This is a genomic window from Campylobacter majalis (assembly GCF_905120465.1).
GTDB lineage: Bacteria > Campylobacterota > Campylobacteria > Campylobacterales > Campylobacteraceae > Campylobacter_A > Campylobacter_A majalis.
Genome location: NZ_CAJHOF010000014.1, coordinates 29,232 through 52,799 on the forward strand (window position 1 = coordinate 29,232; position 23,568 = coordinate 52,799).

Annotated in this window: 20 protein-coding genes; 14 read left to right on the top strand and 6 right to left on the bottom strand. The window is 35.3% G+C overall.

Annotated elements, in window-relative coordinates; genetic code table 11:
- Positions 1 to 5 precede the first annotated feature (5 nt).
- The 7 genes from LQU93_RS07310 to LQU93_RS07340 all read left to right on the top strand — a co-directional run bounded on the left by LQU93_RS07310 (position 6) and on the right by LQU93_RS07340 (position 5,975).
- The gene (locus LQU93_RS07310) at positions 6 to 2,333 is read left to right on the top strand and encodes a hybrid sensor histidine kinase/response regulator (protein ID WP_229933231.1); all 2,328 of its coding nucleotides are present in this window, start codon (positions 6 to 8) and stop codon (positions 2,331 to 2,333) included.
- A 16-nt stretch (positions 2,334 to 2,349) separates the two neighbouring features.
- Positions 2,350 to 2,847 (top strand): chemotaxis protein CheW, encoded by a 498-nt coding sequence (locus LQU93_RS07315; RefSeq protein ID WP_229933232.1) that lies wholly within the window; start codon positions 2,350 to 2,352, stop codon positions 2,845 to 2,847.
- A 33-nt stretch (positions 2,848 to 2,880) separates the two neighbouring features.
- Complete coding sequence (gene serB, locus LQU93_RS07320) at positions 2,881 to 3,552, top strand: phosphoserine phosphatase SerB (protein ID WP_229933233.1); 672 nt, start codon at positions 2,881 to 2,883, stop codon at positions 3,550 to 3,552.
- A 147-nt stretch (positions 3,553 to 3,699) separates the two neighbouring features.
- Positions 3,700 to 4,287, top strand: a complete 588-nt coding sequence (locus LQU93_RS07325) for a hypothetical protein (protein WP_229933234.1) — start codon at positions 3,700 to 3,702, stop codon at positions 4,285 to 4,287.
- A 10-nt stretch (positions 4,288 to 4,297) separates the two neighbouring features.
- Positions 4,298 to 4,897: a hypothetical protein gene (locus LQU93_RS07330; RefSeq protein WP_229933235.1), complete on the top strand. Its 600-nt coding sequence runs from the start codon at positions 4,298 to 4,300 to the stop codon at positions 4,895 to 4,897.
- Positions 4,898 to 5,002: 105 nt separating this feature from the next.
- Positions 5,003 to 5,416 (top strand): hypothetical protein, encoded by a 414-nt coding sequence (locus LQU93_RS07335; RefSeq protein WP_229933236.1) that lies wholly within the window; start codon positions 5,003 to 5,005, stop codon positions 5,414 to 5,416.
- Positions 5,417 to 5,669: 253 nt separating this feature from the next.
- Positions 5,670 to 5,975 carry a hypothetical protein gene (locus LQU93_RS07340; RefSeq protein WP_229933237.1) on the top strand — a complete coding sequence of 102 codons (306 nt, stop codon included), beginning with the start codon at positions 5,670 to 5,672 and terminating at the stop codon, positions 5,973 to 5,975.
- A gap of 540 nt (positions 5,976 to 6,515) precedes the next feature.
- Here the strand turns inward: LQU93_RS07340 and LQU93_RS07345 are convergent.
- From LQU93_RS07345 to typA, 6 genes are all read right to left on the bottom strand, one after another.
- Complete coding sequence (locus LQU93_RS07345) at positions 6,516 to 7,499, bottom strand: amidohydrolase family protein (RefSeq protein WP_229933238.1); 984 nt, start codon at positions 7,497 to 7,499, stop codon at positions 6,516 to 6,518.
- Between the two features lie 9 nt (positions 7,500 to 7,508).
- Complete coding sequence (locus LQU93_RS07350; RefSeq protein ID WP_229933239.1) at positions 7,509 to 10,958, bottom strand: acyl-[ACP]--phospholipid O-acyltransferase; 3,450 nt, start codon at positions 10,956 to 10,958, stop codon at positions 7,509 to 7,511.
- Positions 10,955 to 11,560, bottom strand: a complete 606-nt coding sequence (locus LQU93_RS07355; RefSeq protein WP_229933240.1) for a MerR family transcriptional regulator — start codon at positions 11,558 to 11,560, stop codon at positions 10,955 to 10,957. Before LQU93_RS07355 ends, LQU93_RS07350 begins: the two co-directional genes overlap by 4 nt.
- Before the next feature lie 1,096 nt (positions 11,561 to 12,656).
- The gene (locus LQU93_RS07360; protein ID WP_229933241.1) at positions 12,657 to 13,181 is read right to left on the bottom strand and encodes a type II secretion system protein; all 525 of its coding nucleotides are present in this window, start codon (positions 13,179 to 13,181) and stop codon (positions 12,657 to 12,659) included.
- Between the two features lie 471 nt (positions 13,182 to 13,652).
- On the bottom strand, positions 13,653 to 14,156 hold the full coding sequence (locus LQU93_RS07365) for a type II secretion system protein (protein WP_229933242.1): 504 nt from the start codon (positions 14,154 to 14,156) through the stop codon (positions 13,653 to 13,655).
- Between the two features lie 215 nt (positions 14,157 to 14,371).
- Entirely contained in the window at positions 14,372 to 16,177 is a 1,806-nt protein-coding gene (gene typA / locus LQU93_RS07370; protein ID WP_229933243.1) for a translational GTPase TypA, read from the bottom strand.
- Between the two features lie 119 nt (positions 16,178 to 16,296).
- Between typA and fliK the strand changes: the two genes are divergently transcribed.
- The 7 genes from fliK to LQU93_RS07405 form a co-directional block, all read left to right on the top strand.
- Positions 16,297 to 17,691, top strand: coding sequence for a flagellar hook-length control protein FliK (fliK, locus tag LQU93_RS07375; RefSeq protein WP_229933244.1), 1,395 nt, complete (start codon positions 16,297 to 16,299; stop codon positions 17,689 to 17,691).
- A gap of 52 nt (positions 17,692 to 17,743) precedes the next feature.
- Positions 17,744 to 18,679 carry a flagellar basal body rod modification protein gene (locus LQU93_RS07380; protein ID WP_229933245.1) on the top strand — a complete coding sequence of 312 codons (936 nt, stop codon included), beginning with the start codon at positions 17,744 to 17,746 and terminating at the stop codon, positions 18,677 to 18,679.
- Positions 18,680 to 18,684: 5 nt separating this feature from the next.
- On the top strand, positions 18,685 to 20,277 hold the full coding sequence (locus tag LQU93_RS07385; RefSeq protein WP_229933246.1) for a flagellar hook protein FlgE: 1,593 nt from the start codon (positions 18,685 to 18,687) through the stop codon (positions 20,275 to 20,277).
- Positions 20,278 to 20,522: 245 nt separating this feature from the next.
- On the top strand, positions 20,523 to 20,885 hold the full coding sequence (locus LQU93_RS07390) for an ArsR/SmtB family transcription factor (protein ID WP_229933247.1): 363 nt from the start codon (positions 20,523 to 20,525) through the stop codon (positions 20,883 to 20,885).
- On the top strand, positions 20,882 to 21,100 hold the full coding sequence (locus tag LQU93_RS07395) for a heavy-metal-associated domain-containing protein (protein WP_229933248.1): 219 nt from the start codon (positions 20,882 to 20,884) through the stop codon (positions 21,098 to 21,100). The genes LQU93_RS07390 and LQU93_RS07395 overlap by 4 nt, the downstream gene beginning before the upstream one ends.
- 10 nt (positions 21,101 to 21,110) lie before the next feature.
- Positions 21,111 to 22,919: a heavy metal translocating P-type ATPase gene (locus LQU93_RS07400; protein ID WP_229933249.1), complete on the top strand. Its 1,809-nt coding sequence runs from the start codon at positions 21,111 to 21,113 to the stop codon at positions 22,917 to 22,919.
- Between the two features lie 155 nt (positions 22,920 to 23,074).
- A partial coding sequence (locus LQU93_RS07405) for a POTRA domain-containing protein (RefSeq protein ID WP_272695066.1) occupies positions 23,075 to 23,568 on the top strand: 494 nt, incomplete at its 3' end.

Below are 23,568 nucleotides of genomic sequence, written 5' to 3' on the forward strand. Positions count from 1 at the left end.
GAAACATGGATGATATGAAAGAAATAACGCAAGACTTCTTAGTTGAGGCCTTTGAACTTATAGAGCAAATTGACCATGACCTTGTTGAACTTGAGGCAAATCCAGAAGATTTAGAGCTACTAAATAGAATTTTCCGTGTTGCGCACACAGTCAAGGGAAGCTCAAGCTTCTTAAATTTTGATGTGCTTACAAAATTAACGCATCATATGGAAGATGTTTTAAATAAAGCCAGAAAAGATGAACTAAAAATCACTCCTGATATTATGGATGTCGTTCTTGAATCGGTTGATATGATGAAAGGACTTTTGCATGGCATCCGTGATCATGGAAATGACACAGATGTTGGCATAGAGATATCTGATATATGCGCTAGACTCATAGCCATTTCAGAAGGCGACGAAATACCAGCAGCATCTACGCCTGCTGAGCAAGTTGCAACACCAGAACCAGAGCCAACACAAACACCAACAGAGCCAGAGCCAGAAATCAGCGACGAAGCCTTGTCAAACCTAAGCGACGATGAAGTTGAAGCCGAAATCGAAAGATTGCTTAAAGTTAGAAAAGCAGAAGATCAAGCACGTAGAGCAAGCAAAGGTACATCACCATCTGCATCCGCACCAAAGCCAGCTGCTAGTCCTAGTCCAAAACCAGTTGCTAAAAAGGATGATGATGGCGACAAAAAAGTCCCTGCTCAAAGTGGTAGTGCAGTCGCACAAGAGCAAACTATACGCGTCGAAGTAAAAAGACTTGATCACTTAATGAACCTTATTGGTGAGCTTGTGCTTGGCAAAAACCGTTTGCTTAAAATTTATGATGACGTTGAAGAAAGATATGAAGGCGAGAAATTCTTAGAAGAACTAAACCAAGTTGTTTCTAGTCTAAGCCTTGTTACAACTGACATTCAGCTTGCTGTTATGAAAACAAGAATGCTTCCAGTTGCAAAAGTGTTTAATAAATTCCCACGTATGATACGTGACCTTAGCCGTGAGCTTGGCAAACAAATAGATCTTGAAATTTCAGGCGAAGAGACAGAACTTGATAAATCTATCGTTGAAGAGATAGGTGATCCATTGGTGCATATAATCAGAAATTCATGCGATCACGGTATCGAAGATCCAGAAACAAGAAGATTGGCTGGCAAACCTGAAAAGGGCACAGTCGAGCTTAAAGCCTACAATGAAGGTAATCACATCGTTATTGAAATTGTAGATGATGGCAAGGGTCTTGATGCAACAATGCTTAAAATGAAATCAATCGAAAAAGGCATCATAACTGAGCGTGAAGCTGACGCTATGAGCGACAAAGAAGCATTCACATTGATATTTAAACCAGGTTTCTCAACTGCTGCAAAAGTTACAAATGTAAGCGGTCGTGGTGTTGGCATGGATGTTGTTAAGACAAATATCGAAAAACTAAACGGCATAATCGATATAGAAAGCGAAGTAGGAAAAGGCACAGTAATGAAGCTGAAAATCCCACTAACACTTGCGATTATTCAGTCATTGCTTGTTGGAACACAAGAAGAATTTTACGCTATACCGCTTGCAAGCGTTCTTGAAACGGTTCGTGTGCCAATCGATGATATTTATACAATTGACGGCAAAAATGTTCTTAGACTTCGTGATGAAGTTCTTTCGCTTGTTCGCCTATCAGACGTATTTGGTGTCAATAAAGTCTTTGATGGCGGAGATCAAACCTATGTCGTTATCATCGGTGTTGCAGAAGCCAAACTAGGCATCATAGTTGATACGCTTGTCGGTCAAGAAGAGATCGTTATAAAATCGATGGGCGATTACTTGCAAAATATCCCAGGAATAGCTGGTGCTACTATACGTGGCGATGGACGCGTTACATTAATCATCGATGTAGCAGCCATGATGGAGATGGCAAAAGAGATTAAAGTAAATATCAGAGCCGAGATGGATGCTGAATCTAAAAATGTCAAAGAAAAGCCAAGTGATTATAAGGTATTGATTGTTGATGATTCAAAAATGGATAGAACAATCATGCAAAAATCACTAGAGCCAACTGGCGTAACGGTCGTTGAAGCGACAAACGGCGTTGAAGCACTAAATGTAATTAAATCTGGCGAACATAGTTTTGACGCGATATTAATCGACATCGAAATGCCAAGAATGGACGGCTACACACTAGCTGGTGAGATTCGCAAGTATTCAAAATACAGAAATTTACCACTCATAGCTGTTACATCTAGAACGTCAAAAACAGATAGATTGCGTGGTGTTGAAGTAGGCATGACTGAGTATATCACAAAACCATACTCATCAGAATACCTAGAAAACGTTGTACGCAAAAATATAAAGCTACCATAGGCAAATAGGAGCAAATATGAGCAATGATAAACTAAATGAAGTTTTGCAAAAACAAAAAAAACAGATACAAGAGCCGATAAAAAGTAGCGAAGATATAATCCAGCTTGTCGGATTTGTAGTTGGTGAAGAGGAGTATGCGATACCTATTTTAAATATCCAAGAGATAATCAAGCCGATAGAATTCACGCGTGTGCCTAGTGTGCCTGATTACGTGCTTGGCGTATTTAACCTACGTGGTAACGTAATACCATTAATAGATTTAAGAAAGCGTTTTTCACTAAATGCTACAAAGCAAAGTGCAAGCACTCGCTATATCGTCATGAAAGACGAAGAAAATATCGCTGGTTTTGTGATTGACCGTTTAACAGAGGCTATTCGTATAAATAGAAATAGGATCGATCCGCCACCTGAGACTTTAGTAAAAGATAAAGGTATGATTTATGGTATCGGCAAACGCGATCAAAATATCCTTACAATTTTAAAAGTAGAAGCACTTTTAAAACGTGATTTTTAATCGAGATTTTAAAATTTGGGCGACTTTATAACTATGAAGCAAGATAGCAAACAAGAGATAAAGTCTCGCCCAAACTCCAAGATAAAGCTTTGTGTTTTTGATTTTGATTCTACACTAATGGATGGTGAGACTATAGATGAACTCGCCGTTTCTTTTGGTGTCGGAGATGAGGTTAAACATATCACACAAAAGGCTATGGCTGGTGAGCTTGACTTTTTTGAGAGCTTAACTCGCCGAGTCGCCCTTTTAAAAGGTCTATCGCTTCAAAAAGCTACTGAAATTTGTAAAAACTTACCTCTGATGAACGGTGCAAAAGAGCTTATAGCAGAGCTAAAATCACGCGAGATAAAGGTCATTGTTTTTAGCGGCGGTTTTCACTTAGCAACCGACAATATGCGTGAAATTTTAGGCTACGATGAGAGCTTTGCAAATATCTTGCACCAAAAAGATGGCGTTTTAACTGGGCTTGTAGGTGGAGAGATGATGTTTTCAAGCTCAAAGGGCGAGATGCTTTTGCGCATGCAAAAAATTTTAAATATCAGCAAAGATGAGACGATGTGCGTTGGAGATGGGGCGAACGATATCTCGATGTTTAAACATTCTAGCGTCAAGGTTGCATTTTGTGCTAAACCAGTTTTAAAAGCCGCTGCCACGCATTGTATCGACACAAAAGACCTGCGAGAGATTATTAAAATTTTAGACTAAACAAAGCCCTATTTTATACTTTCACCCCATTATTTAAATTTTAAAAAGCCAATTTTTGTTAAAACAAGACATAACCTGTCTAAAAATTATGCTATGATTTCACCAAGTGCAAAAAATGTATCGGCACAAAACACAAAAGGATAATCAATGCAAAAATTCACACTCATTCAAACACTTTTGCGTGAAGCAAAAAGACCGTTGCTTTTTAAAGAGCTTAACTATGTAAATATAGCCAACTTTGAAAAAGCCAAAAGCAAACTCTTAACAAGCCAAAATCTAGCAGAGTTCTTGTGGCGTGGGCATTATGACGGTGTTTATAGCTCACTTACACTTGTTGAAAAACTAGCAGAAATTTTTGGACTAGAGCTTGATGTTGAGATAGCGTTAGCACAAATTTACAACGCTAAACGCCAAATTTTCAGCGACGCATATCTTTACATAGACACAAACTTCACCAAAGGATCAACCCCACTTTTTGCCATCGCTATGATGAGCGAGCAAAGATACATAAGCCTAAGTGGCTACGAAAAGCTCTATTTTAAGAGTAAAAAAGAGCAGTTAAGGCTTATAGGCGAGATTGTAAAAGCCCAGTATCAAGCTCGTCCAAGACTTGAGCTATTTGGCGAAGTTACAGGCTACAAACTGCACTTATGCAAAGAAAACTACTCATTTGACACAAACGGCAAGCTAACAGATAAAGTCATAAACGAACAAATCGCAACGATAAAATTTTAAAGGATAAAAGATGAAAGCACTTGATATTTTTACGCAATACATTTGGGATAAAAATTTAGACAAACAAACAGCCAAAATAGCCATAGAAAAGATGAAAGAGGTGGCGAGTGATTTTGAGGACTATACCGCACTTGCGGTAGCTGAGTATAACGCAAAAATCGAAAACAACAGCATAGAAAGCTACCTAAAAAAATCATACGAGTTAGCGTGCAGCAAGGTAGATTTGCTTGAGTTGGCTGATTATGTAAAAACTATGCTTAGTGATGATAAATTTACATCCAAAGTATATAACAAAGCCCTAAAATGTGGTATCAAAGAGATAAAAAAAGAGCATGATGAGACGATGGAGCTTATCGTTGGTTTTTGTGAGTTAGGTTATGGAAAAAGGCTATCAAAAGGTCTAAGCAACGTAAAAAGTGATAAAAACTCAAACACACTAAAGCTTTTGGGTATCTTACGTCTTGCACCAAAAAATTGCAAGGTAAAAGAGAAAAATAAAGCACTTCAAAAGATTTATCTATTTGTGGCTAGACTTGCGATACGTGAAAAAAATGAAAATATAAAAGAACTAAAAGAGAGCATCGCAAGGTATAAAAATGGCGTTGCTTAGCGTCGCGTTGTCCTTTTTTGCGTTAAATATAAATTTGACAAAGCTTGATAAAAGCCATACAATAAGCAAATTTATAAAAGCAAAGGCAGTGTTATAAGGATAAAAATGAGATCAAAAAATGTAGCAAAATTTATAAAACTCTACGATGAAATGCGTGAGGAAAATTTCAAACAATGGGAGTATTTTTACCCGCCTAGCGATTATGCTGAGTTTGAGAAAGAGAACGATGAAATTTTTAAAAAATATCTAAAAGATGAGACAAATCCCGTCTTAAAAACCAAGCTTTATATTTCATTGCTAAGAGAAATTAAATATTTTGCGTTCTTGATCGCCTTTGAAAAGCAAGACTTTGCGCTTTTAAACAATGCCATTTTTCAGACATCACGCCAAAATTTACTAGAAAACGCCATGACTGCAAGTAGCACAGATCACGCATATGCATTTTTTGACCTGCTTGGTGCCTTTGCATGCAATGATTTTGATATTATTCAGAGTTTTTGCCGCAGGATTTGCCACTGAGTGCTGGGCAATTTTATACCAAAAATGGTGCAAATTTAGTAAAAATTTTATACTTTAAACAAACCGAGCTAGAATAAACAGCAGTCCAAATGGCACAGAAATTTCTGGCCAAAAAGCTTACAATTTGGGAGCGTAAAGTGGTGGAGTTTTTGCTAGCAGTTATAGACAAAAACGTTAGTAAATGCAGTGAAATTTTGCAAGAGCTTTGCACGGCGTATCAGAGATTTGGCTATCCGACTCAAAAGATAGATAAGTGCTTTGCTATCCATATTCACGGACTTTATCGCTTTGTAAGATGTGTTATGAAAGGCTGTTTGATGAAATTTCTATGCCAAAACACAACTGCTTTTTTGCTGATTTTGAGCAGTGGCAAAGTAAAAACAACTATCCAAAAGGCGAGATTTTTTACAAATATCCACCAAAACTTGGACTTATGAATAAAATTCTCGCAACCAAAATACCAAAAGTCTCACTTCATAAGCCATACGAAAATGACAAAAAACTTTACAAAGATAGTGAAAAATTTGCTAAAGATTTAAGCTTTGAGGCTATGAAATGATGACTTACTCATTTTGTCTTAAGGAGTGCAGATCTTAGATGATAGCATATGCTTAGCCGCGGACAAATTTCCTTTAGATCAAAATTGCGACTATTTAGAAATTTGCAAAAATGAGCTTAAATTCTGGTATGATGATGGCACTGCTCTTGCTGTATATTCTAGTTTAAAAAGGGTTTTGTTTGATAATCAAAAATGCAAATACACTTTGTCATTTCGCCTAAAAATTTAGACAATGAACGTGAAAAAGTAAATTTTGAGATGATTTGTATTGAGTTTGAAAGCAAGGAGCTGTTTTTTAATAGTTTTAGATACTTTAAAAAGGTAAAAATTTGATAGCCAAAGATACAAAAATAAAAAACGAGATAAGTTTTGCTATCAACAAGACAAAAATCACTCTTTTGTGCCTACTTTAGCTTGGTTTTGTTGCTATTGGATTTTATATGTTTAGTGCTAAGCCAAGCTGGAAGTATCCTGAGCGGAGCCTAAAGACTTTTGGAGCTGCTAGTATAATATTTTTTGGTTGATGAAATATATAAAGCCCTAAACATCCAAAATTTTTTTATAATTGCTCCATATAGCATTTGTCTCATCAAAATAGTTTGCTATGCCTTTTGCATATCTATCAAAAGGATTTTTTTCACGATGCAGACTTAAACGACTCTTTAATCCAAGATCGTAACTATTATAAACCGCAGAATATGGCACTGGAAAATCTGAGCCAAAAAGTAGCTTTTCATGCACGGCAGTTTCAAGGCTAAGATGTCTAAGCACCTTTGCACGAAATGGCGTAAGCAGTGCAGAAACATCAGCATAAAGATTATTATGTGTTTTTAAAAGCTCTAAAAGTGCAAAGTATTCTTTATTAAAATTTCGCTCGTTTTTTGACATCGCAAGAAATGGATGAGAGCCATCATATCCCAATGCCATATGAGCACAAATGGTATTAACACCTATTTTTAACGGATGATAAAGCATGTCTATACTCTCGCATCTTTTGTTTGAACTAATTGTATTTTCGTTGCCAACATGCACAATAAGTGGCAAATTAAGCTCTTTTAATGCACTAAAATACTCCGAAAATCTCGCTTGAGTTGTATCTACTTCCCAATAATTTTGTAAAAATTTTGCCCCTTTAAAGCCAAGTTTATGATATTTTTGTATCAAGCTTAATGCATCTTTTCGTAGCGGATTTATAGAGAAAAATGGCACAATAACATCTGGATTTGCCTCATATACAGCCAAAACATCGTCATTGGAAGCGCATACGGTTTTGTCTTTGTGTATCATAGTGCCATCTTTGTCATATTTTGCATCTACACCAAAAAGAACGCACTTTTTCACGTGTTTTGATGCTCTTAAATTTGCGATATATCCACTCACATACGCTTTGTATGGATTTTTGACTAACTCTTTTGGATCAAACCCAAATTTTCTTGCAAAAAATCGCACCGCAAATTTGTCAAACATCCTATCAAATTTCACATCTTGGCTCATCAAGTGAGTGTGTATATCTACAGTTTGCATTGATATCTCCTAATTTTGCATAAGCATCATAGCCATGGCTTTGGCACCTTTAAAATCAACTTTGCCACTAGCTAAAATCGGCACCTCATCTATCAAAATCACTTGACTTGGCTGCATAAGTGGCGATATATCACTAGATCGTATCAAAGCCAAAATCTCAGACTCACTCATATGACTTTTTGCTAACAACACGATCTTTTTGCCCTTTTTCTCATCAGGCACATTTACCGCAACAAAACTCATATCTTTTAGCACCACAGCCAATTGCTCTTCGACACTTCCTAGGCTTATCATCTCTGCACCTATTTTAGCAAAACGCGAGTAGCGATCAGTTATCGTTACAAAGCCATTTTCATCGATATGCCCCTTATCGCCTGTTTTGTAATATCTTACACCATCTATTTCACAAATGACTTCAGCACTCTTAACTTCGTCATTTAAATAACCTTTCATAACCTGACCACCGCCTATAATTATAAGACCATCTTCACCTGTATTTAGCTCATTTAGCGTATCTGGATCTACTATTTTTATAATGGTGCCAGGAAGTGCCATGCCAACAGAACCAAGCTTATTAAAGCGTAGCTCTTTTAGACTTTCTTGCTCTAAAATATTTGGCATATTTACAGCTGCCACTGGTGCAGTCTCGGTCGTGCCATATCCTTCGTAAATTTCAAGCCCAAATTTCATCCTAAACGACTCTTTTACCTCGCTTTTTAGCTTCTCTGCTCCTGCTACAACCATACGAACATTTTGAAACATTAATGCATTTAGTTTTTTATTTTTTGCATAAAGTCTAAAAAATGTCGATGTGCCAAACAATATACTAACGCCATGTCTAGCTGAAATTTTACCCACTGCCACAGCATCTGTTGGGTCTGGCACACTTACCATTTTTACACCTTCAACAAGTGGCATAAGCGTTGTGACCGTTAGTCCAAATGAGTGAAATATCGGAAGCGAGTTTAACACCACGTCATCTTTTTTGAAATTTAAAAGTTCGCTAATTTGCTTGATATTAGTTAGTAGGTTTTTATGGCTTAGCTCAATACCTTTTGGCTCGCCCTCGCTTCCACTACTAAATAAAATCGCCGCCGTATCATCAAGGCTAACACTCTTAAAATAAAGTAGCTTTATTAGCCATTTTGGAGCCAAAATAGCCGTCAAAAATGCCATAAATTTATCTTTTTTATTAATTTGCTTTGCGATATCTTCTGCGGTTATTAGCTTGTCAAAGAGTAAATTGTTAAAATCAAAACCTTTTGCACTAAGCTTGTCGATAAATTTTTCAGACGATATAACATACTTAATATCTGCTTTTTTTATCGCCTTTTGCATACTTTCTTGACTTAGCGTGTAGTTTAAATTTACAGGGATTTTACCCATCATCAAAAGCGTCATATTTACTATCGCACCAACAGATGAGCTAGGCAACATAACGCCGATATTTTTACTATCATTAAGTTTAGCAGATAAAATTTTACTAAATGCAATCACAGCGGTTAAAAACTTAGCATTGTTTAAATTTGCTCCCATGCTATCTGCAACGCACTCCTTAAAAAGTGAGCTTTTTGCTTGATTAAGCCATACATGGGTGAGCGGGGCTTGACGTGAGATAAAGCTCTCCCACGACGAAAACGATAGCTCAATAACTTTTTGCTTCATTGCAGTTTTATCTATAAAATTGCGTATTGGCTTACCAAAAGCTACAATAATATCACGTTTGCCACGCTTTTTAGTAAGCATTTTGTAGTGGCTATCGGCACGCGAAAAGCTCGAGCCCCACAACCCACGCAAGTAAAACGGAACAATACAAATTTCATCAAGCCCCTTAATAATCAGCTCAAATCCACGCTGAAATTCATTTATCTGACCATTATAACTAATATGCCCTTCTGGAAAAAGTGCGACAACCTCACCATTTAACAACAACTCTCTTATTTTTTCTATGCTCTGTTTGCTAGCTCCTGCACCTATTGGAATAACTTTGAAAAATTTTAAAAACCAGTTTAGATACCATTTATTATAAATACTTCGAAACATCACAAACTTTATCGCTCTTGGACTTGCAACTTGAAGCACAAGCCAATCTATCCAGCTTATGTGATTTCCAAGCAAAAGCACGCCACCACTTTGAGGCAAATTTTTAAGTCCTTCTACATTAAATTTATAGCTAGTTTTTAAAAATGGCAAAAGCAAAAGACGTGCAAAAAGATGTGGTAACTGAAAGATTGCATAAAAAAATCCAACCAAACACACTACAAAAGACACAATAAATATACCAGTAGTTGAGACACTAAAATAAACAAGCAATACACTAACACTCAAAAATAAAACCATTGCAATGTTTTGAATGAAATTGTTTCCAGCCATGATTTTGCCACTCATTGTATCTAAAGCAAAATACTGAATAGTAGCATTTAATGGGACAATCAAAAGCCCACCAAAAAATCCAAATCCAAACGAGCAAACTGTCATAAAAACAATATCTGCTGTGTTAGCGATGGCAAAGATACACATAGCTACACCAAGTGCTCCAAGCACAACAATGCCTAGTTCAATGTGTGCCTTTGACATCATTGCAGCAACATATGAACCAATCACCAACCCTACGCCACTTGTGGCTAAAATCGCTTGAATAATGAGCGCATTATCATCGGCTAAAACAGCTTTGTAATGTGCTGGAAAAACTGCAACAACAACCTGTGAAATACCCCAAAATACACTAAGTCCAATGATGCTAAGCCATATATTTTTATCACTTTTTAAAATGCATAAATTCTCTTTTAAATAACCAAGCGTGGCATATTTTTTAAAATTAAATTGATCATGCATTGATTTAGTTTGCACAAAAGATGGAATTTTAAACGCAAAAAACGCCTCTGCTATACTTAATGCAACTAGTGCAAGTGCGATAATATAAATATTTGCTAAAATTTCAGACGGAGTATTGGCTCCAACATAAAACGTCTCAAACACAAATGAAAATGTAAATGAGCTAAACAAAATCGCTACTATTGTAAGTGCTTGAATGATGCCATTTGCCGTGCCTAAATTTTCGGCACCAACAAGTTGCTTTATAATGCTGTATTTAGCTGGTGAATAAATTGCACTTTGTGTTGCCATTACTAAAGTTAGAGCAAAGGCGAGTTCAAATTTGCCTAAAACATAACTTAAAAATATACAAAAAGTGATAGCAATATTTGCCATAGTAGCTATTCTTATAACTTTAGTTTGCGAAAATTTATCATTTATAAAACCTGATGGCGAAAAGAAAAATATAAATGGAAGTAAAATCATGGCATTGACAGCGGCAGTTAGCACGATTAGCGTTGTGCCATCAAAGCTCTTAAGCAACGTGTTTTGAATGGTTATCTTATGCGCCAGATCAACACTTGCGTTTAAAAATGAAATCGCAAGATATGGCAAAAAACCATTTAGTTTTAAAATTTCGCTCATTGATTTTCCCTTTTGTATGCATTTAGAGTTTGCATGTTAAAAATATATGGTCTTAATAGCAAAATGATGTCAAAAAGTCTCTTGTGTGATTTTGTTGTTTTTGCTAAATTTATCTCATCTTTGCTTAGTTTGGTGGCAATTTTGGCATAAGTTTTGACTAGTTTTAGCTCGTCTTTGTTTAGCGTGACAAGAATGGCTAAAATTTCTCTCTCTTTGGCTGTAAATACTCCGTTTCGCGGTGAAATTAAGCCACTTTTAACAAACCCTTCAAGTATGTCTTTGCTAATGCCAAACTCCATGCAAAGCTCGTCTTTGTCGTAAATTTTAGTATGAGCGTAACCCATGATAATATCAAGACAAGAAAGCAACGAACAATACGGCTGATGGATATTAAGAAACAACGCCTTTATTTCAGCTATACTAGCGTTGAAATTTGTCTGTAAATATTTGATAAATTTTACAATCTCAACAACACTCTCATCATAAAGATACAAGTTTGGCTTTGGTTTATCTGGCTCTGGAAGCAACCCCTCTTTTACATAATACAATATAGTAGATTTTGGTGTATCACTAAGTCTGCTAAGCTCGTTCATTTTTATCATTTTTGCTCCTTTGTTTTCCTGCTTGTAGTTTTACTTGTTATAAAACTACAAAGTAATTGCATTGTTTAAATTTGCGAAAGTTTAACACATTTTTTCTTAAAAAGTGATAAGTAACACTTTACACTTTTTAAAATTTTATAAATTAAAAAATTACAATTGTTTATTATTGCAGTTTTTATACAATGGTGTTATTTTAAGGCTTAATTTACCTAAATCAAACAAAATAGGCTTTGCAAAGGTGTAAAACAAACATCACTTTGTGAGCGTTACACTTGTTGTGCCTTACTTAATGCTTTTAGATAGCCAAAAGCTGTTTTACAAACAAACTTTAGTGATTTTAAAACTCTAAATTTACACAGAGCCTATAATAGACTTGAGTACAAACGCCCATTATAAAACACTAAAATAATAAATTTGCTTTAATAAACAAACGATAAAATCATATTAATAAATAGATGGTTGCTTTGCAAGGCTTAGATTAGATAAATTTCTTAGCTTACACTAAAATCTTATTAAAATTAAGAATAAAATATGACTGGGTTAAATTAGGCATAATTTTATCTTGGCATACTTTATTTTGTGGTTTTATTAAGCTAAAATTTTAAACATCTTTAATCCCTAAGATTTTATAAATCAATGCAAGACAAGCTACTAAGTATAGTTTGTTTAGCGAGTGTGGTATTTAAGCTTGTTTTTTGCGTTTTAATGCTCTCTTTAAAAAACAAGCATAAATTTTGTATTACTAAAATATTTATCTAAATTTGGTTTAACTTAACCCTATTTTTTCTTATTGATTTTAGTAAAATTTGATAAGAGATTTTCGCAAGTTTTAAAATTCTTTAAATTTCGCTTCTGAAATTTTTGGGATTTTCATCGGTAAAATCGTAACTTAAAGCTTCTTTTATTTGCTTTAGGTTAAATTGAGTCTTTATTTTGCCCTTATGTGCTTGTATTGAATTTAAGGGCATGGCTATGCGTAATAAAAGGCTTTTTTGTTGTGTTGTTAAGTTTTATTATTTTAAAGCCATGATTAAAGCAAATTTTAAAATTTAGCAAAAAGTGCAAACTAAACGTTAGCTATAATCAGCGATAAACATCACTCAACAGCACTATAACCAAGAGCTATCTCACCAACATCACTTTCGACTTCAATTATCGCATGAGTAGTTGAACGCCCTAGACTTTCTATTTTATATTTAAAGCTTAAACTTCTTAAATTTTGAACGTTTTTATTCGCCATTATATCCAGACATCTTTTTGTGCTTTTATCTGGCGAAGGTCCCTCTTCTATTTTGATATGAGCTGGTTTGCGTGTAAATACATTTTCATCTTTTACGATTACTTTTATACATTTTTTACCAGCCGAAACTATATAACCACTATTTTTATCTCCAGCATCATCTAAATAAACATTTGTCATAGTTCGTATATCATCTGCCAATTTAGCGTTTGCAACATAATACATCCCTACATCACTTATAATAGTGCTTAGATTTTTTGACGCTTTTAAGATGTCAGCATCGTTGGTTCCAAGCATAAATTTAGGAATTGACACAACAGCAAGTATGGAGATTATCGTAACAACAAAAATAATCTCAATAAGTGTAAATGCACTCTTCATAATCTACCAATTTACACACAAATCATCGCATAAAAATGCCTGTTTAATACTGCTTGATTTTACACGATTATTAAGTTTATTTGCATAACAAAATTTTATATTCATATTTTTACAATTTAATCTCTTTTGACACATTTTCCTACCCTTATATTGAGTATTAAATAGTCTTAGATTATAGTCTTGTATTTGTTGTTGCTATCACCATATAAGATTAATTGTTTGTAATGTTTATATAACTAATCGCTTTGCCGTATAAAACATTAAAACTTGTTATATCTACTAAACTTGCTCGTAGTAGATATGTTAATTTGACTATATCGATCGCACAAGCAACTAGCACAATCTATGAATGTCAAGCAACTGCAGATATCGCAACAACAAGCTTAAAATAGCAAACTCTTTTTGCAATAAAAATGACTACAAAAGACTATTTAATAACCTAGACCGAGCCTTAAGCTCGGCTAGTGCTTGTTAAAATTTTACGCTTAAGCCACTAATTGCTGTTTCTCCAGCATCACTAGGTGTCTCTTTGCCTTGAGAGTCTGTGTATTTAAATTTAGCTTCTAGTAAATTTTTTACACCTTTATTGGCTAAAATTTTAGAGCATATGGCATTAGTGTTGTCTGTGCCTTTCTCTACTTTTAACACAGCAGGCTTACCAGCATTCTCTCCTTCGGTTATAGCATCTTTTAAACTAACTTTTATACACTTTTTGCCAGCTGCAACCAACTCCACATTCTCTTTGCCATCACCTTCAACTTGCACATTTGTCATTGACTTTATATCAGTGGCAAACTCAGCTTGTGATGTGTAGTAAGCACTAATATCACTAACTAATGTTGATAGGTTTGTAGCAGCTTTTGCTATCTCTGCATCGTCGCGAGTAGCTGTAAGTCTTGGCACTGCAACAGCTGCAAGTATGCCTAGTATAACGATCACAAAGATCAACTCTATCATAGTAAAACCTTTTTTCATGGTTCTTCTCCTTATTTTTTTATCTCTCATACACTTATGAAAAATGTCTTGTGGATTATAGTATAATTCCTAGTTTTTTACAACATAAAATAAAAATATTTTTATTTTATTATTACAAAATTTTAATAATAATTGCAAAATTACTCAATTTTAAGTTTATTTTTTAAGGTTCAAAGTAGAAATTAAAAGAGATTTACAGGGATTACCCCTGTAAATTATGCTTGTTTGGATTTGCGTTTTCTTTCAGTTGGGTCAAGATAGCGTTTTCTAACACGGATATTTATCGGTGTAACTTCGACTAATTCATCATCTTCTATCCATTCTAAAGCCCTTTCTAGGCTTAGCTTACGTGGCGGAACAAGCTTAATGGCATCATCTGAACCACTTGCACGAACGTTTGTAAGGTTTTTGCCTTTGATTGGATTTACATCAAGATCATTTGGACGGCTATGTTCGCCAATAATCATACCAACATAAACTTTTGTCTGCGGATCAATAAAAAGCACACCGCGATCTTGAAGATTAAACAGCGAATACGCTAATGCTACGCCATTTTCCATACTACAAAGTGAGCCGTTTGTGCGGTGTTCAACGTGTCCTGTTAGCGGACGAAATTCCAAAAAGCTGTGATTCATCACGCCTTCACCCTTTGTATCGGTTAAAAACTGGCTTCTAAAGCCTATGAGCCCACGTGCTGGTATCTCAAACTCGATACGTGTCTGACCGTCTCCAGTTGGACTCATGCTTGTCATTTCAGCTTTGCGTTTGCCAAGCTTTTCTATAACTGTGCCAGTGCAATCATCTGGAGCGTCAATCACAAGTAGCTCGTATGGCTCACATTTTACACCATCAATCTCTTTTATGATGACTTCTGGACGACCAAGTAAAAACTCAAAGCCCTCTCTACGCATATTTTCAGCCAAGATTGTAATTTGTAGCTCACCACGACCGCTAACTTTAAATTTACCCTCGCCGATATTTTCGTATTTCATGGCAATGTTAGTTTTCATCTCGTTTGACAAACGCTCATCGATTTTATTTGAAGTCACGTGTTTGCCCTCCGTTCCTGCCAAAGGTCCGTCATTTACGCTAAATACAACGCTTAGCGTTGGCTCTTCGATATGAAGTGGATCAAGTGGCATAGGGTTGGCTGGATCGACTACGCTATCGCCAACATCAAGTGCATCAAAACCAGCAATCGCCACAATATCGCCAGTTGATGCTTCGTTTATGTCGGCTCTTTCTAGCCCCATAAAACCGATAAGCTTTGAAATTCTGCCAGTTGTTTTAGAACCGTCAGCCTTTGCAAGCATAACGTTTTGGTTTTTAGAAATTTTGCCATTAAAAATTCTAGCAATGCCGATTTTGCCGACGTAGTTATCATAATCAAGCGTAAAAACTTGAAGTTGAAGTGGATTTGTATCATCGCCACTAGGAGCTGGAACGTGAGATAAAATAGTCTCAAAAAGTGGCTTCATATCAACGTTTTCATCATCTAAATTTAGCTTTGCATAGCCATTTTTAGCCGCAGCATAAACTACTGGGAAATCAAGCTGCTCGTCATTTGCATCAAGTGCTACAAAAAGGTCAAAAATTTCATTTATCACACGCTCAGGATCGCCTGCTGGTTTATCGATTTTATTTACAACAACTATCGGACGAAGCCCTAAACTAAGAGCCTTTTTAACAACAAATTTTGTTTGAGGCATGACTCCTTCTTGTGCATCAACCAAAAGCAAAACGCCATCTACCATCTTAAGCACACGCTCAACCTCACCACCAAAATCGGCGTGTCCTGGGGTGTCGATGATGTTAATTTTTGTATCTTTGTAGCGAATTGCTGTGTTTTTTGATAGTATCGTGATGCCACGCTCACGCTCAATATCATTGCTATCCATGACACGTTCGCCTACGCTTTGGTGTTCATTAAATGTGCCTGATTGTTTTAGTAGTTCATCAACCATTGTAGTTTTTCCGTGATCGACGTGTGCGATAACGGCGATATTTCGTATATTTTCCAAAATTTTATCCTTGAGTTTATTAAGGGGCAGATTATACTATAAAATTTCTTGTATAACTTTAAACTTATTTTGGAACGATATTTGCTGAAAGCATCCTAGATAAAATTTAAAGGATTTGTATGCAAACTCACAACAAAGCAAATACCGCGATAGATTTGCTATCTACAAGCAAAAAGCAAACCCCAAAAAAAGGCAACTCTAGCAATAACGGCGAGTTTTTAAATATGGTTTTAAGCGTAGCTAGTGAGAAATCAAATAGCGGCAAAAGCATAACTGAAAAAGAGATTAAAGATATAGTAAAATCGGTAAGTATGCAAAGTGAATCTCTAAAAAAAGCACAAAGTGATGCAAGTGCAAAAATCGCAAATGAGATCGTTTCAAAACTAGATGACGCAACCAAAAATGAGCTGTATGAAAATGCAAATTTTATGCAGCTTTTGCAAGTTTTAGAAATTTTAAATGGCGGCGAACAGGTTAGTAAATTTCCAAACTTCACAGATAAAATTGCGAATTTCTTATCAAACGTAAATAACGTAGTTCAACTAAGCGAAGTAAAAAGCGTAAGTGAGTTGATTGATTTAGCAAAAGAGTTTGATTTGGGGCTAGAAAACATCACTATAACGCAAGAAGATGTTGAAAATTTAGGCAAAATGTTTAAAAATTTAGGCAAAAATGAATTTTTTACACCAGTCATGCCTGAGGCTAAAATCCTATCAAACGAGCTAAAAATACAAGTTGAAACGATAATCTCGGCACAAAATGAGAGTGAAGAAGAGCCATTAAATTTAAATAATTTATTAAAAGAGATATCAAAACCTCAAAACAATGAAAAAGTTGCCACACAGATAAAACCACAAATCAAACAAGAACCAACACAAAGTGCAACAGATTTGATTGTCGATACAAACGAGAACGCAGATGAAAACACAAAGCCAATACAGGTAAAAACCAATCTCTTGCAACCAAAAGAGCAAAAGATAAATTTGCAATCTTTGCTATATCCAGAACGTGAAAAAGCACAAAATTTAACCCAACAATCAGAGCCCAAAACAGATGAAAACGAGCTAAATTTGCTTGTTCGAGATATTGCTAAAAACGCACAGTCTCAAGTGCTAAACAAAACAGCCGTGCGTGAAACTCTAAGTAATTTTTCTCAAAATTTAGCCGATCAAATTGCAAACTATAAAGCCCCTTTTACTAGATTTAACATTACGCTAAATCCGCTAAATTTAGGCGAAGTTGAGATAACCATGCTAAATCGTGGTAATAACTTGCATATAAATTTTAACTCAACCACAACAACGATGAATTTATTCTTACAAAATCAAGCTGAGTTTAAAAATAGCCTTGTAAATATGGGCTTTACCGAGCTTGAGATGAACTTCTCAGATCAAAGCCAAAAACAAGAGCAAGGTCGCAAAACATACCAAAATAACGCAAAAAGCAACATATTAAGTGATGAGCAAAATGAAGAAATGGCAAGTTTAGAGCTTGTGATTCCAAGATATATATAGTGGAACTAAAATTGCTTATTAACACAATAAAGCTAAAATAAAAGGATAAAAAATGGCAAATATAGTTGATTCTGCTACCCAATTTACAGCTGATAAACTGGCTTCACAAAAGGCCAAATCAAAAAGTGACGCAGCTGGTGTAACCAACCCAAACGCACAGCTTGATAAAGATGCATTTATGAAACTTTTACTAACTGAGCTTCAATACCAAGACCCAACAAGCCCAATGGATACCGAAAAAATGCTAACACAAACAAGCCAACTAGCAACATTAGAAATGCAGCAAAATACAAACGACACAATGAAAACTCTAGTGCAACAGCTAAAAACAACAGGCTCAATGTATGCACTATCATCACTTGGTAAAATGGCAACCTTAAACACAAATACAATAAGCGTTAAAGATGATACCATAAGCCTTGATGTGCCAATGTATTTTAAAAATAGTGCCGTAACAGGTATGCTTGAAATTTTAGATAGCACAAACAATGTCGTAAGGACAGTAAATTTAGAAAATATAAGCTCAGGCACACAAACGCTAAAATGGGATTTGCTAAATGACAATGGTGTGAGAGTAAATAATGGCGGATATACAGTGCGTGCAACATATCTAGACGAAAATGGCAAAACAAACACAACAACGCTTGGCACATATCCTGTTGAGGCGGTTAAATTTGTCGATGGTAAAGCCATGGTTAAAATTGCTGGAGAGTATAGATCAACTGACGATATAGCTGAGTTTTATGACAATCCACAAAACGTAATCATACAGTCTCAAAATGCACCACAAACTAGCACAAACAACGATACAAATAAGCCAAGCGACAACTCATCAAACACAAATACATCTAATAATAGCACAAATGTAAATATACCAAAAGATGTATTAGAAGCTATGACTGACGCTATCTTGCACGAGACAAACAACAATATCTCGATAGAAGAAGCAAGGCAAAGAGCATATGAAAAACTAACAAATCAAGGATAATTGCTATGATGAGAGGATTTTACAACGGCATAAGTGGCGTAAAAACACAAAGTTTTAGCATGGATGTTGTCTCAAACAACATCTCAAACGTCAATACTGTCGGCTTTAAATCATCGCGTCCTGAGTTTGCAAGTATATTTTATCAGACAAATATAGCTGCTGGTAACAATCCTACAACAGATCAAGTCGGACTTGGTGCTAGAGCTCAAACAACTGCACTAAATATGAATATGGGTAGCTTTGTAAATACAGATAATAAGTTTGATTTTGCAATACAGGGAAATGGCTATTTTGCTGTCACAGATAGCTATGGTGCTACATATTATACTAGAAATGGCGGTTTTGATATAGATGCGGCCGGAAATTTAGTAGATATAAATGGGCGTTTTGTGCAAGGCACTATAAATCCAATCTCGCCAATCACACCAACAAATACGGCAATGGCGACTTATGGAAGCAAAACGGCACAAGCCTTTACGCTAAATCAAATAAACTCACTAGAACTAGCAAACGAAAATGAACAACAAAACATCGTTTTGCCACATTTTTTATATCAGCCAGCAAATCCAACAAAAAATGTAGATATCAGGGGCAATCTAGACTCAAGCAAACTAACACAAACGCAATATATAGAGCTAGAAAACACATCATTTAGCCACGAAGTAGATGAGAATGCAAAGACAATCAAGCTAAGTGGCAATGTAAAAAATAGCCAAAATGTGCTTGAATATAAAGCCGGTGATAGCGTGGTTGTAAAAGTCACAAGTGGGGATAAATTTAGCGAAATAACCACTCAAATAGATGGCGATGGTAATTGGCAAATAGATGATTATGCACTAAGATACATGGATGTATCAAATCTAGCAGTGACTTCAACACTAATTACACAACAAGAAGTTGCAAATAAACAAAAGATGAGCACAGATTTATTTACTGCAAATGGAACAAAAAATCTACTTACACTAGAATATACAAAACAACTTCCACAAGCTAAAGACTCAACCACTTGGGATTTAGTGGCAACCATAACAGATGCAAACGGCAATATTGTTGCTAAAAATGAGGGCGTTATGACATTTGGACCAAATGCAACACTTATAAGCTCAACTATAACAAGTGTTGGTGGGGTAAATTTAAACTTTGGCAAGGTAGCACCAGATGGTACTAGCACAGGGCTTGTAAGCTCAAATCAAACCGCAAGAAGCGAAATTAAACGCGACGGATATGCAGAGGGCATTTTAAAAAGCTACGAAACAACTGATAATGGGGTAATTTTAGCAAATTTTAATAACGGTATGATGTTTCCTATCGCAAGAGTTGCACTCTATCACTTTCAAAACGAGCAGGGACTAGCAAAAATGGGCGATAACGTATATACCAAAACACCAAATTCTGGTGAGCCGTTTTTTTATAGAAACGACAACAACGAAATAATACTGGGTGCTAGTATAGTCTCAAATCGCCTTGAAAACAGCAATGTGGATTTAGGTGATGAATTTACGCAGATGATCGTAACACAAAAAGCTTACGACGCTAGTGCAAAATCAATCACAACAAGCGATGAGATGATACAAACCGCCATCAATATGAAACAATAATTATTTAGTCAAGCAAGATACTTGGCTAAATTTTACTTAAAGCATAACTTAAAATTTACACATGTGTAAATTTTACAATTCCAAAATAGACTATTTTAATCAAAAAATACAATAAAGCACTAAAATTTAGTAAAGTTTAAAAATTTATCCATTATAATTACAAACATATGAGCATATATTCATATGTAAAAATATTTTAATTGTGTAAGACCAAACATAAACATACCAACACAAAAAGGACAAAAATGAGTGACAATTTAGAAGTTTGCGAGATAGATTGCATACATGATGAAATTTTATCAACCGTAAAATCTGAAATGCCAGATGATGAAAGCTTGATAAATTTAGCCGATTTTTTTAAAAATTTTGGCGACACTACAAGAGTTAAAATTTTATGGGCTTTAAGCGTATCGCAGATGTGTGTATGCGATATAGCCGTGCTTTTAAACATGTCTCAATCATCTATCTCGCATCAATTAAGAGTGCTAAAATCAAACAAAATAGTAAAAAATCGTCGTGATGGCAAAATAGTTTATTACTCACTAACAGATGAGCATATAACGCAAATTTTCAAACAAGGTTTAAGTCACATAAGGGAGCAAAAATGAGAAAAAAATATGAAATTTCAGGCATGTGTTGTGCCAATTGTGCTAGTAAAATCGAAGAAAGCATAGCCAAGATTAAAGGGGTAAATGAAGTAAGTATCAGCCATATGAATGGGAAAATTTTACTTGATTTTGACGAAAGCAAAGCAGATGAAATTTTAACAGCTTCTCAAAAAGCAATGAGCAAAATAGAGCCAGATATGAAAATTTTAATCTAAAAGGCAATGAATGCACATAGACAAAAAAGAGCTAAGTATTATAGCTACAAGCTTTGCGTTTGTAACTATAAGCTATCTTGTAAGCAATCAAACAAATAAAACAATCATTTTAGCTATGGCCTTGATAATTGCAGGGCATGAGATAATACTTAAGGCTTATAAGAGCCTAAAAAATAAGCTTAGTTTGGATGAAAATTTTCTAATGAGTATCGCTAGTATAGCAGCATTTAGCATAGGCGAGATGGTTGAAGCAGTGGCTATTTTGCTATTTTATAGAGTTGGCGAGGCGTTTGAAAACTACTCTGTAAAACGCTCAAGAAAATCAGTCTCACAGCTTATGGATTTAGCACCAAACTATGCAAATGTAAAACGTGAAGACAAAGTCATTAAAGTAAATCCAAGCGAAGTAAAAATAGGCGAAACGATACTAATAAAACCGGGCGAAAAGGTACCAATTGATGGCGTAATAACAAGTGGCGAAACCATGCTAAACACAGCCTCAATAAATGGCGAACCTGTGCCACTTGAAGTTGGTGTGGGCGATAAAATCGTAAGCGGATACATCAACATAAATGCTTTAATTGAAGTAAAAACTACAAAAGATTACGAAAACTCAACCGCCACTCAAATCCTAGAAATGGTCGAAAATGCCACATTTAAAAAATCAAAAAGCGAGAGATTTATCACAAAATTTGCGCGTATTTACACACCGATAGTTGTTGGATTTGCTTTTTGTTTGGCGTTTGTCGCTCCATTTTTGTTTAATGGCGATTTTAGCCAATGGCTTGAACGTGCAATTATATTTTTAGTGGTTTCTTGCCCTTGTGCCTTGGTTGTATCAGTGCCACTTAGCTTTTTTGGTGGCATAGGCGGAGCTAGCAAAAATGGAATTTTAATAAAAGGTAGTAACTATATCGAAGCACTATCAAAAGTAAAATCAATAGCATTTGATAAAACAGGCACAATTAGCAAAGGCGAACTTGTCATAGACAAGATAGTTGCACTAAACGGTCACGATAAAAATGAAATTTTATCTTTTGCAGCATTAGCAGAAAAAAACAGCATTCATCCAATTGCATTATCATTAAACAAGGCTTATAAAAACGATAAAAAGGCTAAAATTTCAAATGTTATAGAAAGTGCTGGACTTGGCGTAAGTGCAGTTATAAACGAACATAAAATAAAAGTTGGTAGTGCGAAATTTTTACAAGAATTTAATCCACAAAACATTGATAAAACCGCCATTCATGTCGCTATAAACAACAAATACGCTGGATATATCACACTAAAAGACGAACTAAGAAGCGAGAGTAGGGAGTGCATAAAGTGGCTAACAAATGCTGGGATTACCACCGCCTTAATCACAGGCGATAAGAAAAATACAGCTTTACAAGTTGGCAAATCAATTGGTATTGATAGGGTGCATTATGAGTTGTTACCAAATGAGAAAGTAAGCACACTAGAAGCCATCATGGATAAAACAGATGGCACAACAGCATATGTAGGCGACGGCATAAACGATGCTCCAGTCATTGCTAGAGCTGACGTTGGCATAGCAATGCTAGGCTCAGATGCAGCCATACAAACGGCAGACATAGTGCTAATGCATAATAATCTAGCAAAGCTAACAACTGCTATAAAAATCGCCAAAAAAACCATCGCAATAGCTAAATTTAACATCGCTTTTAGCATTGGCTTTAAGCTTGGAGTGCTTATTTTGGCAATTTTTGGATATGCAAATATACCACTTGCGATATTTGCCGATGTTGGTGTAACAATCATAGCTATATTAAATGCGTTTAGAGCTTTTAAAATCTAGTGTTTTGAGAAAAAAGGAAAAGGGTTGCAAATTTGATATCAAAGGCACAAAATGGCAGTATAAAAAGCATAAATGTTGCATACTATAGATTTATCTAAGCCAAATTTCACAACTCATTATGTAAAATATTAATATTCATTTACTCAAGGATTTTAATGCCAAAATTTCTCTCTTTATTATTGTTTGTTATTTTATCTGTATATGCAGATGAATTAAACATCTTACAAAGAGAGTTTAAAAACGAACAAACAAGACTAAAAGAGCTTCAAGATAACACTCCTAAATCAAATATAAGCCTTCAAAGTAGCTTTAGTGATACACAAAGTAAAATCATTCAAGGCGAGATGCCTTGCTTTGAGATAGATACTATAACACTTGATGATAAGGGCAATAGCAAATTTCAAACCTACCTAGCAGATGCTTTAAACAAAGTAGGCTTTAAAAGTGGCGAGTGTCTAGGACAAAAGAGCATAAACGCTATAATCTTAGCCATCAATAACGAAATAATCCTTAATGGTTATATCACAAGTCTAGTAAGCATAAAACCCCTTAATCTAAAATCAAGAAAGATTAACTTAGATCTAAACCTAGGGGTCATAGATAAAATTTCAATCAACAATGATGATAACCAAAGACACAGAGCTATGCT